12 protein-coding genes are annotated in these 16134 nt (G+C 61.5%); 4 read left to right on the forward strand and 8 right to left on the reverse strand.

Features of this window, described 5'->3' with window-relative positions; all coding sequences use genetic code 11:
• Nucleotides 1-12: 12 nt before the first annotated feature.
• Both FY528_RS18685 and FY528_RS18690 read right to left on the reverse strand, forming a co-directional pair.
• Complete coding sequence (locus tag FY528_RS18685; protein ID WP_149072551.1) at nt 13-1227, reverse strand: MFS transporter; 1215 nt, start codon at nt 1225-1227, stop codon at nt 13-15.
• A 103-nt stretch (nt 1228-1330) separates the two neighbouring features.
• Nucleotides 1331-2260 carry an AraC family transcriptional regulator gene (locus tag FY528_RS18690; protein ID WP_149072552.1) on the reverse strand — a complete coding sequence of 310 codons (930 nt, stop codon included), beginning with the start codon at nt 2258-2260 and terminating at the stop codon, nt 1331-1333.
• A gap of 203 nt (nt 2261-2463) precedes the next feature.
• Here FY528_RS18690 and FY528_RS18695 point away from each other — a divergent pair, with 203 nt between their 5' ends.
• The gene (locus FY528_RS18695) at nt 2464-3990 is read left to right on the forward strand and encodes an aldehyde dehydrogenase family protein (RefSeq protein WP_149072553.1); all 1527 of its coding nucleotides are present in this window, start codon (nt 2464-2466) and stop codon (nt 3988-3990) included.
• Nucleotides 3991-4150: 160 nt separating this feature from the next.
• Nucleotides 4151-4549: a DUF779 domain-containing protein gene (locus FY528_RS18700; protein WP_149072554.1), complete on the forward strand. Its 399-nt coding sequence runs from the start codon at nt 4151-4153 to the stop codon at nt 4547-4549.
• Nucleotides 4550-4631: 82 nt separating this feature from the next.
• Here FY528_RS18700 and FY528_RS18705 read toward each other — a convergent pair whose 3' ends face one another.
• The gene (locus FY528_RS18705) at nt 4632-5099 is read right to left on the reverse strand and encodes a YybH family protein (RefSeq protein ID WP_149072555.1); all 468 of its coding nucleotides are present in this window, start codon (nt 5097-5099) and stop codon (nt 4632-4634) included.
• Between the two features lie 96 nt (nt 5100-5195).
• Entirely contained in the window at nt 5196-5744 is a 549-nt protein-coding gene (locus FY528_RS18710; RefSeq protein WP_149072556.1) for a YMGG-like glycine zipper-containing protein, read from the reverse strand.
• Between the two features lie 209 nt (nt 5745-5953).
• Between FY528_RS18710 and FY528_RS18715 the strand changes: the two genes are divergently transcribed.
• Entirely contained in the window at nt 5954-6238 is a 285-nt protein-coding gene (locus FY528_RS18715; RefSeq protein WP_149072557.1) for a hypothetical protein, read from the forward strand.
• A gap of 2 nt (nt 6239-6240) precedes the next feature.
• Here the strand turns inward: FY528_RS18715 and pbpC are convergent, their stop codons facing one another.
• Nucleotides 6241-8541: a penicillin-binding protein 1C gene (gene pbpC, locus FY528_RS18720; protein WP_149072558.1), complete on the reverse strand. Its 2301-nt coding sequence runs from the start codon at nt 8539-8541 to the stop codon at nt 6241-6243.
• Nucleotides 8542-8565: 24 nt separating this feature from the next.
• A complete protein-coding gene (locus FY528_RS18725; RefSeq protein WP_149072559.1) occupies nt 8566-9030 on the reverse strand; it encodes a hypothetical protein in 465 nt (154 codons plus the stop codon).
• A gap of 203 nt (nt 9031-9233) precedes the next feature.
• On the opposite strand from FY528_RS18725, the gene FY528_RS18730 reads away from it, so the two are divergent.
• Nucleotides 9234-9830 carry a Uma2 family endonuclease gene (locus FY528_RS18730; protein ID WP_149072560.1) on the forward strand — a complete coding sequence of 199 codons (597 nt, stop codon included), beginning with the start codon at nt 9234-9236 and terminating at the stop codon, nt 9828-9830.
• A gap of 222 nt (nt 9831-10052) precedes the next feature.
• Here FY528_RS18730 and FY528_RS18735 read toward each other — a convergent pair whose 3' ends face one another.
• Nucleotides 10053-10511 (reverse strand): outer membrane protein assembly factor BamE, encoded by a 459-nt coding sequence (locus FY528_RS18735; protein ID WP_149072561.1) that lies wholly within the window; start codon nt 10509-10511, stop codon nt 10053-10055.
• 12 nt (nt 10512-10523) lie between these two features.
• Nucleotides 10524-16067 carry an alpha-2-macroglobulin family protein gene (locus tag FY528_RS18740; RefSeq protein WP_222931838.1) on the reverse strand — a complete coding sequence of 1848 codons (5544 nt, stop codon included), beginning with the start codon at nt 16065-16067 and terminating at the stop codon, nt 10524-10526.
• Between the last annotated feature and the right edge of the window lie 67 nt (nt 16068-16134).

The following is a 16134-nucleotide window of genomic DNA, read 5'->3' on the forward strand; positions in this document are numbered from 1 at the left end:
GCAGCGGCCCGGCTACCGGCCGTACCAGCGGTTTATCAGGTAAGCCGCCGCCACAAAGGCCAGGCCCAGCCCGCACACGCCCCACCAGTGGAAATGCGCCCAGGCCTGCCCGCCCAGGAAAGAGCCCAGCGAGGCCCCGATAAAGCAGGCCGTCATATACACCGTGTTGAGGCGGCTGCGAGCCTCGGGCAGCAAAGAGAAAATGCGGGCCTGGTTGGAAATGTGCGCCATCTGCTGGCCTACATCCAGTACCAGCACACCCAGCACCAGCACGCCCAGGTACTGCCCGCCAAAAGCCAGCACCACGTAGGCGCCCATAAACAAGAGCACGCCCAGGTTCAGGGCGTAGTCGGGCCCTTTGCGGTCGGCCGATTTGCCGGCAAAGGAAGCGGCAAAGGCGCCGCTGGCCCCAATGAGGCCAAACAAGCCGGCTACTTCGCTGCCGTAGCGGTAGGCAGGGCTTTCCAGGAAAAACACGAGCGTCGTCCAGAAGGCGCTGAAGCCGGCAAACAAGCACAACCCCACCAGGGCCGAGCGGCGCAGCACCGGCAAATCACCAATAAGGGTGCCCAGGGAACGAAGCAGGCTGCCGTAGCTGCCCGGGAAATGTGGCTGATTGCGCGGGAGCATACGGGCCAGCACCGCCGTGAGGACTACCATCACGGCGGCGCCTACCCAAAACATGCTGCGCCAGCCGAAGTGGGCGCCCACGTAGCCGCTGATGGTGCGGGAAAGCAGCACGCCAATCAGCAGGCCGCTCATGATGCGGCCCACCACGCGGCCCCGCTCTTCCTCACTGGCCAGCGAAGCCGCCATGGGTATCAGCAGCTGCGGCACCGCCGAAAACAGCCCGATCAGCAAGCTGGTGCCCACCAGCATAAGGAACGTGGGCGCGAAGGCGGCACCCGCCATGCACACCGCCGCGCACAGCAGCAGCCCCAGAATCAGGCTTTTTCGCTCGCGCTTATCCCCGAGCGGCACCACAAACAGCAGCCCCAGCGTGTAGCCCACCTGCGTGGTGGTAGCTACCAGGCTGGCCCGGCTTTCGGTAAGGCGGAAGTCACGGGCAATTTCGGCCAGCAGGGGCTGGTTGTAGTAGATGTTAGCCACCACCAGCCCGCAGGTCACGGCCATCAGCCAAACCAAGCTGGGCGCGAGTGGGGGACTTGTAGGAGGCGGAAGCTTTTCGGCGGGGGCAGAAGCCGCCGCAGGAACAGAAGAAAGCATAAGCAGATACTGTCGGCCGCCGCAGCATAGCGGCGGGCCAAACAGCCCCTACTAACCGATTCCGGCGCCGAAGGTTGCAGTCGGCGGTAGTAGCCGGAGCCGCTTAGCCCACCACGCACTGCTTTTTGTACAGGCCCGGCGTGATGCCCTCGTACTGCTTAAAGAGCTTCTGGAAGTAGGCCGTGTTGTTGAAGCCCGCCCGGAAGCATACGTCGGCCACGGTGGCGACGGGGTTGCGCAGCAGGCGCTTGGCCTCAGCCAGCCGCTCCTGAATGATGTACTCCACCGGCGTGAGGCCCAGCTCCCGCTTGAATACCCGGAAGAACGTGGCTTTGCTCATGCAGGCCAGCTCCGAGAGTTTCTCCACAGTAATCTGCTCGGTGAGGTGCTGCTTGATGTACTGCACCACGGCCGCAAACCGGTGAGAGGTGGCGTGCCGCTGGTAGTTCTGAAACAGCAGCTGCCGGGCCTGGGTCTGCATTAGGCGCACCAGCATTTCCTGGATGGTGAAGTTGGCCAGCACATCCTTTACCCGGCCGGTATCGTGGGAAAGCTGCACCAGGCGCTCCAGGGTGCCGGTGAGCTCGGGCGTGTTCCGGAAGTGAGCGTGGTCGGTGGTATCGAGGTGCCAGGGCAGGTGGGCCTCGGCGCGGGGTTGCTCCTCGTTCAGCAAATCCACCGTCTGCCGGATGGTATCCGTGGGAATAGCCACGGCCAGGCACTGGGTAGGGTGTTCCTCATCGGCCTCCGGGAAGTCAATCACCATGGTCTCGTTTTCACCTACCACTACCGACTCCCCGGGCAGGTACTCGAAGGCGGGGCGGCCGGGCAGGTGCATTACCTTTTTGCCGCGCAGCATGGTCGTCAGCACCACGTGGCCCATGCTCAGCGGGACCTGATGAGCCTGGCGGTGGGTTTCGAACACGTTCAGCTCAAAGGCCTCCAGCGAATACACCGTGCGGTTTTCAACCAACGACGTGAGCTGCTGGGGCGCGCGCAGCGCGATGGGAGCGGGCAGATGAGGGTTTGGCATGAGGCTTTAGCTAAACAAACCAGGATGACAACGGGAAGTCGAACTACAAGATAGTGAGTCCTCACTAAGTAGGCTATAGCTGAACTGTGGCCTCGGCGAGAAGTTGCGACGATAGGCGGCTTTTGTGAGACGATACTACACCTGTTTCGGCCCCCGAAGGCCCTAGCTTGGACTATCCCAAAACTCCTCTAATTCCACGCAGTATGGAAACCCTCGAAAAACCCACCACGCTCGTTGCTCGTCCCCAGTTTAAGCCGCACTACGATAACTTCATCGGCGGCAAATGGGTGGCCCCGGTCAAGGGCCAGTACTTCGACAATATTTCGCCCATCGATGGCAAGGTCTTCACCAAGGTAGCCCGCAGCACCAAGGAAGACATTGAGCTGGCCCTCGACGCGGCCCACGCGGCCTTCGAGACCTACGGCAAAACCTCCGCTACGGAGCGCAGCAACCTGCTCAATAAGATTGCCAACATCATCGAGGAAAACCTGCCCCACCTGGCCGCCGTGGAGTGCGTGGAAAATGGTAAGCCCATCCGCGAAACTACCCTGGCCGATTTGCCCTTGGTCGTGGACCACTTCCGCTACTTCGCCAGCGTAATTCGGGCCGAGGAAGGCAACGTAACCGAGCTGAACTCGACAACGGTATCGATGAACATCAACGAGCCGCTGGGCGTGATTGGGCAGATCATTCCCTGGAACTTCCCGCTGCTGATGGCGACCTGGAAGTTGGCCCCGGCCCTGGCTGCTGGCTGCACCGTGGTAATGAAGCCCGCCGAGCAAACGCCCTCCAGCATTATGGTGCTGATGGAGCTGCTCCAGGACGTGCTGCCCGCCGGCGTGGTAAACGTAGTAAACGGCTTCGGGCTGGAAGCCGGCAAGCCACTGGCCTCGTCCCCGCGCATCCAGAAGGCTTCCTTCACCGGCGAAACCACTACCGGCCGCCTCATCATGCAGTACGCCGCCGAAAACCTGATTCCCGTGACCATGGAGCTGGGTGGCAAGTCGCCGAACATCTTCTTCAAGAGCGTGCTGGACGCCGACGACGACTTCCTCGACAAAGCCGTTGAAGGCGCCGTGATGTTTGCCCTGAACCAGGGCGAAATCTGCACCTGCCCCTCGCGCATGCTGGTGCACGAAGACATCTACGACGAGTTCATGGAGCGCGTCATTGCCCGCGTGAAGGCCATTAAGCTGGGCAACCCCCTGGATATGGAAACCATGATGGGCGCCCAGGCCAGCAACGACCAGTTCGAGAAAATCCTGAGCTACCTGGAAATCGGCAAGGCCGAAGGGGCCGAGGTACTCACCGGCGGCGAGGCCTATTCCCAGGAAGATGGCGCCCTGGCCGAGGGCTATTACATTCAGCCCACCATCTTCCGGGGCCACAATAAGATGCGCATCTTCCAGGAAGAAATTTTTGGCCCGGTGGTGTCCGTGACGACGTTTAAAACCACTGAAGAAGCCATTGAGCTGGCCAACGACACGCTCTACGGCCTGGGTGCCGGCGTCTGGACGCGCGACGCCCACGAGCTGTACCAGGTGCCCCGCGCCATTCAGGCCGGCCGCGTGTGGGTGAACTGCTACCACGACTACCCCGCCGGCGCCCCCTTCGGTGGCTACAAGTCCTCGGGCTTCGGCCGCGAAAACCACAAGATGATGCTGGCCCACTACCGCCAGAACAAGAACATGCTCATCAGCTACAGCCAGCAGAAGCTGGGGTTCTTTTAGGGCTAACTCTTAATCTTTGGTCATCCTGAGCAGAGCGAAGGACCTTAGCACGTCAGGACAGCTTGCTCCAGCATGATCCAAGCGTGAGAAGGTCCTTCGTCGCCGCTTGATGCGCGGCATGCCCAGAATGACAGGTTTTTTCTTCTTTATATCTCGCTGCATGCCTACTCCCCGCGTCCTCGTAACCCCTGCTGCCGAAGCTACCATTGATGTGCTGCGCGACGAGCACGGCCCACTCATGTTCCACCAGAGTGGGGGCTGCTGCGACGGGTCTTCGCCCATGTGCTTTGCCAAAAGCGAGTTTCGGGTGGGCACCAACGACGTGTGGCTGGGCCAGATTCATGGCTGCGACTTTTTCATGAGTGCCGCTCAGTTTGAATACTGGAAGCACACCCAGCTCACGGTAGATGTGGTAAAGGGCCGCGGCGCCAGCTTTTCCTTGGAAATTCCGCTGGGCGTACGCTTCCTGATTCGCTCCCGCCTGTTTACCGAGGAAGAAGAGCAAAACATGGCTCCCGTGTACGATGGAGAAGAATACCTGGAGCACGTGGTGGAGTAAGAAAAGGCAACCTGCCTAAACACAAAATGCCCCGTTGGCTAAGCCAGCGGGGCATTCTTGGTATATAGCGAAGCGCAACGAGCTATTTCACGCGCACCGGCAGGCCTTCGAGCTGGGCGTAGCTCAGCTTCCAGGCGTTTTTGGCGTTCTTCTTCCAGAGCAGGATGAAGTTGCCTTCGCCAATGCCGCGGGGCTGGGTGCGGTCCTCGGGCACTACTTCCACCTCAAAGGTACCGGCCTCGTAGGCCGTGGCGGCGTCGTTGCCGGAGCTTACGGGGCTTAGCTTGAGGTCGTTGATGGTGCCCACGGTTTCGCGGATCCACTTATCCGACACTTCCGACTTGCCGCTGAAGTGCGACTCGCCTTGCAGGTACTGCACATCATCAGCCAGCAGCGTATCCAGTTGGGTGGTGTTGCGGCTGTTCCAGGCGCCAATAAACTGCTGGTTGAGGGCGTGTACATCGACGGCCGCGGCGGTGTCTTCTTTCTTGGTTTGGGTGCAGGCGCTCAGCAAAGCAAAACCGAGGCCTGCCAGGAGGGAGTAACGCATGAGAACAGGGTGTTGGTGAGGGAGAAAGGGAGAGAAAAGAACCAGAAAACCCAGGCCCGCAGGCCTGGGTTTGGAAACAGAAAGACTCGGGAGCAATTACCAGCTCTTGCGACGAACCTGCGAATCGGGATAAGCCGAGTCACGGTCACCGTAGGAGTCGTTGGGCAGGTAGGCAAGGCCGCTGGCGCTGGTACCATACGGTACGGGGTTGCCGTTGGCATCATACAGCATAGCAGCACCTACGCCGGCACCGGCAGCCAGGGCCATGGGAGCAGCGGCCGAAGTTTTGGTAGCTACCGTGGTGGTTTTAGCTTGGTTGGCGCGGGCTACGCTGGCCCGGTAAGCAGCGCGGTCGGCGGCGGCCCGGTTGGCAGCGGCTACGCGGGCGGCTTCGGCCTTGCGCTTGTTGTCGACGCGCTTCCCAATTACGTAGCCTACGCCGGCACCGGCGGCGCCACCTACTGCACCCCCTACAACCCGGTTGCGCTTATGAATAATAGCGCCGGCTGCGGCCCCACCCAGGCCACCAATGATGGCGCCTTTGGCTTGTGGGCTTACTTTCTTTTTATCCTGGGCGTGGGCAAACTCACCGAAAACCGAGGTGAAGAGTATGACGAGGGCGAAAATCCAGCTGATCTTTTTCATGATGAAAGACTATTAAGGGTCAGAGGTGTACTTGTTGATTCTGGGAGGGATTTTACAAGCACCATGCCAGTACGGCCCAAGGAAGGGTTGGGTTCCGGGTTTTGCCATTTATATATAATTGTCTTGATATAATGAAAATGGCCACTTACTGCGCTGGAATAGCCACTATTTACGTACAGCGTGGGATGAAGGAGCACTGCCTGCTACGCGTGGAAAAAAGTTTTAGCCTGCCGGGTTTAGGCGTGTTGCTACTGGCCGAAACCATGGTATCGAGGCTAAGTGAGCTGGCCTTGCACAGCGCTCTGGCCGTGCAGCTCCGCTACCCCGATGGGCGCGCGGAGGCTGCCACCGCTACGGTGGAAGAAGTATCCAGGGAAGCCTCCACAACAACAGAAAGCTCAACCACACGGGCGCTACTGCTTACCCACGCCGAAGCTGCGCCCGTGCCGGCCGGTACCGAAGTATGGTGGGCGGGCGAGGAGGCCGCTTGGTAAGCTTACATTTCCGTCACTGTCACCAGCACATCGGTATTGCGGCCGTGGTCGTCGGCGCAGGAGATTTTGAGCGGGCCGGGCTGGGGCCGGAAGAACACCCGTTCGGTAGCCGCGGCGGTCCGCAAAAACTGGTCGTTCACGTACCAGTGCACCTGGCGCACTTCGTTGTCCGTGGTGCAGGAAAGCAGCAGTTGCTGCTGCTCGTGGCGGTTGAGTACGTACTCGGTATTGGCGGCCGGGGAGGTGATGGTAGGCGCCCGCTCGGTGCCGCGCACCAGCTGGCACTGCGGGTTGTGGGGCGGCAGTCGTCGGTACGGAATGCCCTGGCCTTCCTTATACGCCGCCACTTCCGGCAGCAGATTCGGGTACAGCTCCCGCCGGTAGCCCGCCGCCGGGGCGCAGGTACGACAGTACGTAAAGCTCCCATCGGCCGACACGAGGACTTCCCGCACATGCTGGCACCGTAGCCCGTTTGATATACCTGGCAGGAAATAGTCGATAACCTGATTGGGGCAGTTCTCCCCTGGCACCAGCCCGCTTTCGGCGCATACCAGCCGGAAGTCCAGCGTAGCGGGCGGCACAAACCAGTCGTTGGGCGAGTTGTAGGCCAGCGTGTTGAAGAGGTCGAACAGCAACGGCGTGGCCACATCGGCGCCCGTGAGGGCCGGGCTGCCCTGGCCGCTGAAGTTGCCCACCCACACGCCAATGGTGTACTGCCGGTTATAGCCAATGCTCCAGGCGTCGCGGCGGCCGTAGCTGGTGCCGGTTTTCCAGGCAATCTTGGGCAGGCGCATGGAGCTGGCCGCGCCCAGCGGCAGATCGGGGCGAGTAAGCTGGGCCAGAATGTCGGTGGTGAGGAAAGCGGAAGCTTCCGAAAATAGCGCCGTCTTCTGCTTGCTGACTGGGGCAGACACAAGGCTTAGTGGCGCATACTTTCCTGCAGCGGCCAGCGTCACGTAAAGGTTCGTCAATTCTTCCAAGTTGGCCCCGCAGCCACCCAGGATGCTGCTAAGGCCCAGCCGGGCGCGGTTGCGCGTGACGCTCTGAAAGCCGGCCTGGCGGAGCTTATCGGTGAAAGTAGGCACGCCCAGCTGGTTGAGCACGCGCACGGCCGGGATGTTGAGCGAAAAAGCCAGGGCCCGCTCCAGCGTCACTTCGCCGCTGCAGTGCTTGTCAAAGTTCTCGGGGCGGTAGCCCTGGAAGTTGGTGGGCACATCGGGCAGCAAGAGCTTGGGCGTGACGAGGCCGCGGTCCATAGCCAGGGCGTACAGAAAGGGCTTGAGCGTACTGCCGGGGGAGCGGACGGCCTCCACGCCGTCGTTCTGCCCCTGGCTCGCAAAATCCCGGAAATCGGCCGAGCCCACGTAGGCTTCCACCTGCCGGGTGCGGTTGTTCACTACCAGCACGGCCGCCTGCGTGATGCCCAGCTCGTGGAGGCGGCGCACGTAGTTGCGCGTCAGGTCTTCGGCCTTGCTTTGCTTGCTGCGCTGCAGGCTGCTGCGGATGATGGCCTGCCGCGGAAACTGCCGCACCAGCCGGCGCGAAAGGTGGGGAGCCAGCACAGGCGCGGCGTGGCGCTGCACGTCCAGGGGCTCCAGCAGGGCATCTGCCACGTCGTCTTTCGGAAAAAGCCCGGCCGATCCGAAGCGCCGCAGCCACCGGTTGCGCTCCTGAAGCACGGCCGCGTTGTTCTTGCCCAGCACCAGCCCGCGCGGCCGGTTCGGAATGATGGCCAGCGTCACGGTCTGGGCCAGGGAAAGGTAGTCGGGGGGGTGCTGGAAGTACAGCAGGGCCGCCGACTTTACGCCCTCCACGTTGCCGCCGTAGGGCACCAGGTTGAGATAAAGCTGCAGAATCTCGTCTTTGCTGTAGTGGGCCTCCAGCTGGGTGGCGCGCAGCATTTCCAGCAGCTTGTTTGGGAAGGTACGTTCCTTGGGTTCGAGCAGCCGCGCCACCTGCATGGTAATGGTGCTGGCCCCGGTGGTGCGCCCCTTGCCAAACAGGTTGCGCCCGGCAGCCTGCACCAGCGCCACCGGGTTCACCCCAAAGTGCCACCGAAACCACCGGTCTTCCTTCTCGATAATGGCCTTGCGCAGTACGGGCGTAATCTCGCGCAGCTCGGTTTTCATCCGCCACTTCTGGGTAGGGTTGAGGTAGGCGTGCAGCACCGCGCCATCGGCCGCCAGCACCAGGGGCGAGTACTGCGGCGCGGGCGGCAGCGGAAACGCCCAGTCCAGCCCCAACAAGAGCAGCAGCAACAAGCCGAAGCTCGTCAGCAAGCGGTAAACGGGGCGACGTTTCATGCTTTGCAAGGATGCCAAGAGGCGTTATTGTACACGCACCGCTTTTCTATTACGAAACCAAATAGTCAGAACCTCCGGGCGGTCCAGGGTAGTTAGGGAAGGCGGGTAGCCGACGGGGTAGAGCAGCTTGTTGGGCATGGAGCTACCAGCAAGGCTTGATTCTCCCAGCAGCTGCCGCACCTGGACGGGCGACAGGCCAATCAGGCGCCGGGATTGAATCAGGTTTTGCCGCATTGTGTACCGCTCCATCGGGTGCCCGTCCCAGTAGTCGGGGTTGAATTTCTGGTGGGTATAATGCAGAAAAAGCCAGAGAGAACCACCTGCCGCCACTAGCAACAAAGGGGCAAGCGTCAGCCCAATGACCAGCCCCGACGCCAACCGCCGCGGATGGCGGCGGCGCAGAAACGCTAGCAGCAACAGAAACCCCGGGGTACCAATGGCCAGCAGGAGCACGAAAAGGACACCAATCAGTTGCCGGTCATCCTGCATGAGCTAGTAGCGGGTTTAAAGGGTTTAGCTGGAGTTAATTTGCCCACGGTTGGCCTGAAAATAGCGGAAGGTAGCGGCCTCAACTATCACCCCACGCCAGGGCTATTGTGTTGTTTCGACATGGCAAGATAGGTACTGCCCGCAAGGCTTCAGCAGCGGGTTAGCCGTATATTCGTTCTGTTCTCTATTCCATTGCCGCCGTCATGCCCGTCATCACCGATATTTCCCAGCTCGACCTCACCAAAACCTACACCTATGCCGATTACCTCACGTGGCGGCTGGATGAGTTTGTGGAGTTGATTCGTGGCAAAGTGCGCCGTATGAGCCCCACCCCGCGCGTACGGCACCAATCTATTTCCTTCAACCTGGGAGGAGCAATCAGAACAGCCTTGCGCAGTAAGACCTGCCGGGGCTTCGCCGCGCCGTTTGATGTTCGCCTACTCAAAACCTCCGCCAACGGCGACGCCCAGACGACCACCGTGGTGCAGCCCGACCTCTGCGTAGTTTGCGACCTGGCCAAGCTGGACGAGTACGGCTGCGTGGGTGCGCCCGACTGGATTATCGAAATCCTGAGCCCCGGCAACACCGCCCACGACAGCAAAACCAAGTTCGACCTCTACGAGGAAAACGGTGTGCAGGAGTACTGGATGGTGGACCCCGGCCAGAAAAACGTCATCGTCTACACACTCCAAAACGACCGATACGAGCTGCAAGGTGAGTTCTATCAGCCCGGCCTAATTCCGGTAGCTACCCTGCCCGGCGTGGAAATGGAGTGGGCGGAGGTGTTTGAGGGAATATAGCGTATGGCTGCATAGTCATTACTGGGTTTAAGACTACGGCTGATTTGCTTACCTGGCAAGGAGAGGAATCAGCCGTAGTTTTTCGTGCTGCGTCAAACAGGGTAGCATGATGCTTGGCCGGTCCTCTATCTTTTTCGGAAAGAAGGCCAGGGTGTAAGGCAAACCAGTTTCACATATCGTTAAGCATCTTGCTTGAGGCAGCAGTAATAACTCGAATCAATCTCAAATAACGGAATGGTGCACGACCTTTCCTTGCTCGAATTGAATGGTTAGGACATCAAGATTAATAACCAAAAAACCAGGTGGTGCCCCTAGCTCATAAAACCATTCATCATTCTCGAAAGCAACCACTGGTTTGCCCAGCAATGACGCTACATGGCTTTTGGTAGCGCCGTCGAGTTGGCCGCTATCAAGTAGATTTTCCAGCAATTCATAGCGCTTCGCCGGCTGCGCGGCCCACGCCTGCGGAGTAAATGGCCGGTCTGGGTAGGAGTATGCCACGGCCCCCCAGATACCTATACCCACTGTGAGCAACACCGGCAGCAATAGCACTGTGGTGCCCACGGAAAGCCAAGGCCGGTACCAGCTTGGCCGGAGAAGCCTGGGCCACAGAAAGCGCGAGAGCAGATAAACCGCTCCTACCAACAGAATGGGTAGCCAAGTGAGCAAAAACGTCGACATCGGAGTAACAGTTTACCGCACGCGCACCACGCCGCTGCCGTTGTAGCTGTGGTACTCGGCGTTGTACATGGCATTGGCACTGACGGGGCCGAGCTTGAACGTGCCTTTGCTTACGGCGCGGCAGAGGTAGTAGAACGCCTTGGGCGCGGGCGTGGCGGTGGTGAACAGGTTGATCCGGTCGTCGCGCACGTCGAGGTAGTCGGGTTGGGCGGCGTCGGTGGCCCAGGCCAGGTCGCGCACGGCTCCGATGCGCGGGTTCTCGATTTCCAGGCCGGCGGGCAGCAGGTCGGTGATGGCCACGTTCTTCACTTCCCCGGCTGTTTCGGCCGACTGGATGGTGATTTTGACGACAACCAAATCGTTCTGCTTAAACGACGTACTGCCGACGGGTGACCCGCTGCGGCTAAGGAACTGGCGGCGCACCTGCAGGTAGGCATCTTCCTCGCGCACCTGGCCGGTGGGCGAAATGCCCTCGGTTTCCCAGAAGTAGTATAGGCTGCCTTTGCCGCTGGTGCGCAAGGCCAGCTGGCGGTTGGCCACGTTGCTTACCGTGAGGTCTTTGCCCGAGAAGTTGCCAATAGCCTTGCCATCAGCCAGTAGGCTAGCCACCACAGTGCTGCCGGCGTTTTTCTTCGCCAACTTGCCCAGGGCCAGCAGGGAGAAGGCGCGTTCCTGGGTGTTGAGCCAGCCGGCCTGCTTTACCTGGCGGCTGAGCTGGCGGGCCAGCGTGGTCACCTGCGGGTTGGCCGGGTCGGCGGCAAGCAGGGCGTTCAGCACCAGGGCTTCGTCGCGAATGGGGGAGGAGAAGGCCCCATCGAGCTGGCGGCCGGCAATGCTGGGCGAGGCCCCGAAGCGGGTGGGCACCGTGCTCTGGTAGCCGCGTTGGTTGCCACTCAGGGCGAAGGCCGCCGCCAGCAGGTAGCGCGAGTCCTCAGCCAATTGCGGACGGTTGGCTTTGTAGTAGTTCAGGCCCACGGCGTCGGGCCGGCCGGCCAGGGCTAGCACGTAGAGCGAGTAGGCAATTTCCTTTTTGGCCAGCGTGACGGGCTGAATCACGCCGCCGGTCTGGATGATGTTATAGGTGTCGGTTTCGCGCTTGCGCACCCGGGCCTGCAGGTAGCGCAGCACTCGGTCCAGCACGTTCTTGTTCACGTCGAAGCCGGCTTGCTGGGCTTCCAGCAGGAAGTGCGCGGCGTAGGTGGTGGCCCACCAGTTGTCGTACTCGCCGCCGGGCCAGTAGCTGAGGGAGCCGTTGTACATCTGCTGGGCTTCCACCTTGCGGATGGCTTCCTGCACGTGGTAGTTGGGGTTGAACAGGCCCGCCTTGCCCGCCTTGCCGGTTTTCTGACCCAGCGTGGCGGCCAAATCCCCGTAGTACAGCTGCGGGAAAGCGGCCGACACAGTTTGCTCCAGGCAGCCGTAGGGGTATTGCAACAGGTACCGCAGGTCATTGGAAAACTCCGTCATCGGCGAGCGGCTCACCACCAGCTGGCTCCGCAGGGAGGAAGGCAGGAAGTCGGTTTTCAGATTCAGCTGCTGGGCTGCCCCGCCCGCCACCACGCCACTGCCGGTACGCTTCTGCAGTGGCGAAGCCGGGCGGATGGGTAGCTCGATGGTTTCGGTGAAGGTTTCTTTGCCGGCTTCAAAATAGACTTTGACAGGTGCGCTGCCAATTTGAGACGTAGCGAATACTCGGAATATGACGCGCTTCTCAGCGCCGGGCTGAAGCTGTGCTGCTTTGGCGTCGCTGGAAGGCACTGTCTTGTCACTGATGCCATCATGCACAATTTGCAAGCGAGAATTGAGGGCTTCTTCTTTGTTGCCAAGCAAAATCCCAACTGTCCCATTCATCACCTGCTTCGTCGTATTCGTCAGCGTCACCGGCACGTCAATCGTGTCGCCGGGGCTGAGGAAGCGGGGCAGGGCAGTTGAAATAACCACTGGGTCGGCCACTTTCATGGTGTGCTCGGCCGAGCCGAAGGCGTCGTCTTTGTAAGCCACGGCCATGATGCGGATGGCCCCGCTGAACTGGGGCACCAGCAGCTTGTAGCGCACCTTGCCGCTGGCATCGGCGGTGAGCACGCCGCTCCACTTGGCGAGCAGGCGCACACGGCGGTTGGGCACGGGCGTGGTACGGCGCGAGAGGTCGTAGCCGTCGCCGCCGGTGGAGCTGGAGCCCAGCTCGGGCAGCAGGAAGGGGTACACGTCGTAGGCCTGCACTTCCAGGGCGCGCTTCTGGTAGAAGTAGCCGTAGGGGTCGGGCGTCTGGTAGTCCTTCATCTGCAGAATGCCTTCATCTACCATAGCCAGCGTCACCTGGGCGCCGGGGGCGGTGGTTACCTCAATCAGCTGGGTGGTGCGGGAGCGGCTTTGCGTGGGGGCTTTGATGGCTACCTGCAGGCGGGCGCCGGGCTTTTCTACCGTGAGCGGCACGAAGCCCCGGGCCACCGTCAGCGGCAGGCGGTTGTCCTTGATTTCGCGGATGGCGGTGGCCGTCACGTAGATGTTGGGCACGTGGTTGCCGCGAATTGCCACGTCCACCTTCGCCGATTTCTCGTCGGTGTTCACGTAGAAGTGCTCAAGCACCCGGTCGCGCTCCACCGTGACGAGCACGCGGCCGGGGAAAGGCGTTTTCAGCAGCAGGTGAGCCACATCGCCGGGCTCGTACTTGGGCTTGTCGGCCTCAATGGTCACCTCCCCCTCATTGTTTACCTCGAAGGAGTTGCTCTGGGTGTCGCCGTAGCCGTAGGCGTACACGCGCCGGGCCACGTACGTAACCGCACCCGGCCGGGAAACCCGGATTTCATACTCGCCGGAGTACGTGGGCGAGAAGCCCAGGCCGGCGTCAGAACCCCCGCTGGCTACCGTCACGCTGCGGTTGAGCACCAGCTGCTCGCGCTTCTGCGAGTTGTAGATGTAGCGGCCACCCTGGCGCTCAATCACCGTTTCCCAGAGCAGGCGCACGATGGAGACCCGGGCCTGCGCCGCGGTAGGCTTGCCGGCCGGGGTAAGGGCCGCCAGCTGCACGGCCAGGGGCTTGCCGGTGCTCACCAGATCATCGGCGCTCCGGATACCGAACAGCACCGGCTGGGTCTGCACCTCAAACGTGGCGAGGCGGTTCACGGGGCGGCCGGTTTCGTCGAACACGGTGGTGAAGGCCGCGCCTTCCAGGGTGCCCAGGTCGGTGTAGTCGGGCACTTCGTAGGTGGCGGTGCCGCGGCCGTTGGCGTCGGTGGTGCCCTCGCGGGTGGTTTTCTCGAAGCGGTTGGAAATGGGCGTCGATTCCAAGTCGCCGTAGGCCCCGCGCTGCTTGTCGCCGCTGTTGATGGCGAAGGTGTACTGCTCGTAGCCTTTCGGACTGAAGCTCTTTTCCTTGAGGGAGAATTCCACCTCAAACTTGCGGTCGGCGGCGGGCGGGCCAAACAGGTTCTGGGCCGTAATCAGCGCCGAAACCGTCTGCCCGGGCTTCACCACGGCGCGGTCGGTTTTCACCGTCACCTTCATGCGGTCCGGAATAAACTCTTCCACCGAGAGCTTGCGCGAAGCCAGCAGCACGTCGTTGCCGGTCAGCACTTCCAGGGTGTAGAGGCCCGTCATCACGGCCGGAGGCAGCAGGAAGCGCGCCTCAAAGGAGCCGGCCCCGGATAGTTTCTTCTGTAGGCTGGCGTACTCCTTGCCCGTGGGCAGCAACAGCCGGATTTTCACCGGCAAGCCCTTGGGCGGGGCCTGCCAGTCCTCGGTGCGAATGACAGTATTGGTTTGGATGGTGTCGCCGGGGCGGTACAAATCCCGGTCGCCGTAGAGGAAGGCCTGGTAGCGGGCGGCGTTGCTTTGCAGCCCGCCCACCTCGAAGCGGGAGGTTTCCACGCGGCTGCGGTTCAAATCGAGGAAGGTGAAGTCGGAGCCCTGCTGGGCCATTACCATGCCCAGCTTGAAGCGGCCGTTGGCGGCGGTGCTGTCGAACTTGGCCACTCCGTCACGGTTGGTGATGCCGGTGCCCATCACCTGGTTGTTGGTGCTGATAAAGCGCATTTCCACTCCGCTCAAGGCCTTGGCATTGCGGATGGAGTTGGCAAATACCAGCGTGCTGCCGGCCTTGCCCTGCTTTACAATCAGCCCAATGTCGGACACGGCCACCAGCTTGCTTACCTGCAGCCACTGCCGCTCGGTGTCCTGTACTTTGATGATGTAGAGGCCTTTCAGCCCGCCCGCAAACTCCAGGTCTTTCAGGTTCAGATTCAGTAGCCGCAGCCCCTGGGCTTTGGGGAGGCCCGACACGGTGTAGGTGCGCTCAGTGAGGACGTTGCCCAGATTCTCCACGTCGTAGTACTGGAAGGAGCGGTCCACGTACTCGCCGTCCTCACCTTCCTCCTCGTAGCCTTCGGAGTCTTCGCCATCGTAGTCGGGGTAGCCGTACTGGGTGCCCCCGCGCAAAAGCTGCTGGATGTTGTTGGCGTACACCTTGGCAATGGTCACCTTCACCTGCCCTACCTCGTTGATGCGCACGCCCAGGTTGCGGGAGCCCAGGGCATCGAGATACATGGCCTTCTCGGCGCTGGCGAAGGAAATAGTGGGCCGCTCATCGGAGAAGCTTACCGTCTGGGTGAAGTTCTCGTTCAGGATGCCGCCCAGCCCGCCGCGCAGGCCCTGGCGCAAGCTCACCTGGTAACTTTTGCCTACCTCGAAGCCGCCCTTGAGCCGGAAGCCGTTTTCCAACTCCTCCACCTCGTAGGCCACCTGCGGCGACACCGACAGGGCGCTCTGCAAATCCACCGTGGTGACGGGCTGGTTGGTGAGGATGGTCACCAGCGGGTCGGCCGACTGCATTGTGCCCGTGATGGAGCGCACTTCCAGGGCCTGGGGGTCGGGTACTTCTACCTGCTTTTCGTAGTCGGCCTTGGAGGGCTGGTCGCTGCCCACGGCGTGCAGGCCCTGGGCCAGAGCCACCGTGAGCGGGGAGCCGGGGCGCACCTGCTGGTTGAGGCTCACGCTCACCGTCTGGCCCGGTTCGGTGCTGGCCACCTCGAAAGCCACGGGCTGCCCGTCCTGGGTTACGCGCAGCAAAGGCTTCACGTCGGTGGGCTTCACGGGGTAGTTGAAGGGCAGCTCCACGCGCATCTCGGCGGTGCCGGCAGCCCGCTCCGAGCGGCCCCAAAAGGCCTGGGGCTCCTGCAGCTCCAGGTAGGGCGTGTGAAATTTCTGGCGGTTCTCGGGCAGCTCTACGTTGCGCTTTCCCTCCGGCAGGGCATCCATTTGCAGGGTGGCCTTGAAAGAAGTGCTGGGCCGGAACGGCGTGCTAGGCGAGAAAATCAGCTCCCGGTCGGAGTTCCACTTGAACTTGCCGCGCACGGCGGGCTCGAACTTCACCACCTGCACCGTGTCCCAGCGGTCCTGCAGCTCGGGCGTTACTACGGCATCCGTGAACTGAAATACGAGGTTCTGGTACGGGTCAATTTCCTCGCCGTTCGGGTCTTGTTCGGTATCGGAGCCCAGCTTGGAGCAGGCGCATAGCAAAGCCAGCAGCACCAGCAGCGGCAGGCGAGTAAGGGTTTTCAATAGCATGGATAGGGAAGAGCTTGAATGGAGGCCGGAAGGTATAGAAAAAGGGGACTCGCGCTAGGTT

Source organism: Hymenobacter lutimineralis, from assembly GCF_008271285.1.
Classification (GTDB): domain Bacteria; phylum Bacteroidota; class Bacteroidia; order Cytophagales; family Hymenobacteraceae; genus Hymenobacter; species Hymenobacter lutimineralis.

Coding starts and splice junctions, on each gene's coding strand:
- FY528_RS18735 (WP_149072561.1), bottom strand. CDS start 10,511: ATGTCGACGTTTTTGCTCACTTGGCTACCCATTCTGTTGGTAGGAGCG.
- FY528_RS18730 (WP_149072560.1), top strand. CDS start 9,234: ATGCCCGTCATCACCGATATTTCCCAGCTCGACCTCACCAAAACCTAC.
- FY528_RS18705 (WP_149072555.1), bottom strand. CDS start 5,099: ATGCGTTACTCCCTCCTGGCAGGCCTCGGTTTTGCTTTGCTGAGCGCC.
- FY528_RS18690 (WP_149072552.1), bottom strand. CDS start 2,260: ATGCCAAACCCTCATCTGCCCGCTCCCATCGCGCTGCGCGCGCCCCAG.
- pbpC (WP_149072558.1), bottom strand. CDS start 8,541: ATGAAACGTCGCCCCGTTTACCGCTTGCTGACGAGCTTCGGCTTGTTG.
- FY528_RS18685 (WP_149072551.1), bottom strand. CDS start 1,227: ATGCTTTCTTCTGTTCCTGCGGCGGCTTCTGCCCCCGCCGAAAAGCTT.
- FY528_RS18700 (WP_149072554.1), top strand. CDS start 4,151: ATGCCTACTCCCCGCGTCCTCGTAACCCCTGCTGCCGAAGCTACCATT.
- FY528_RS18725 (WP_149072559.1), bottom strand. CDS start 9,030: ATGCAGGATGACCGGCAACTGATTGGTGTCCTTTTCGTGCTCCTGCTG.
- FY528_RS18695 (WP_149072553.1), top strand. CDS start 2,464: ATGGAAACCCTCGAAAAACCCACCACGCTCGTTGCTCGTCCCCAGTTT.
- FY528_RS18710 (WP_149072556.1), bottom strand. CDS start 5,744: ATGAAAAAGATCAGCTGGATTTTCGCCCTCGTCATACTCTTCACCTCG.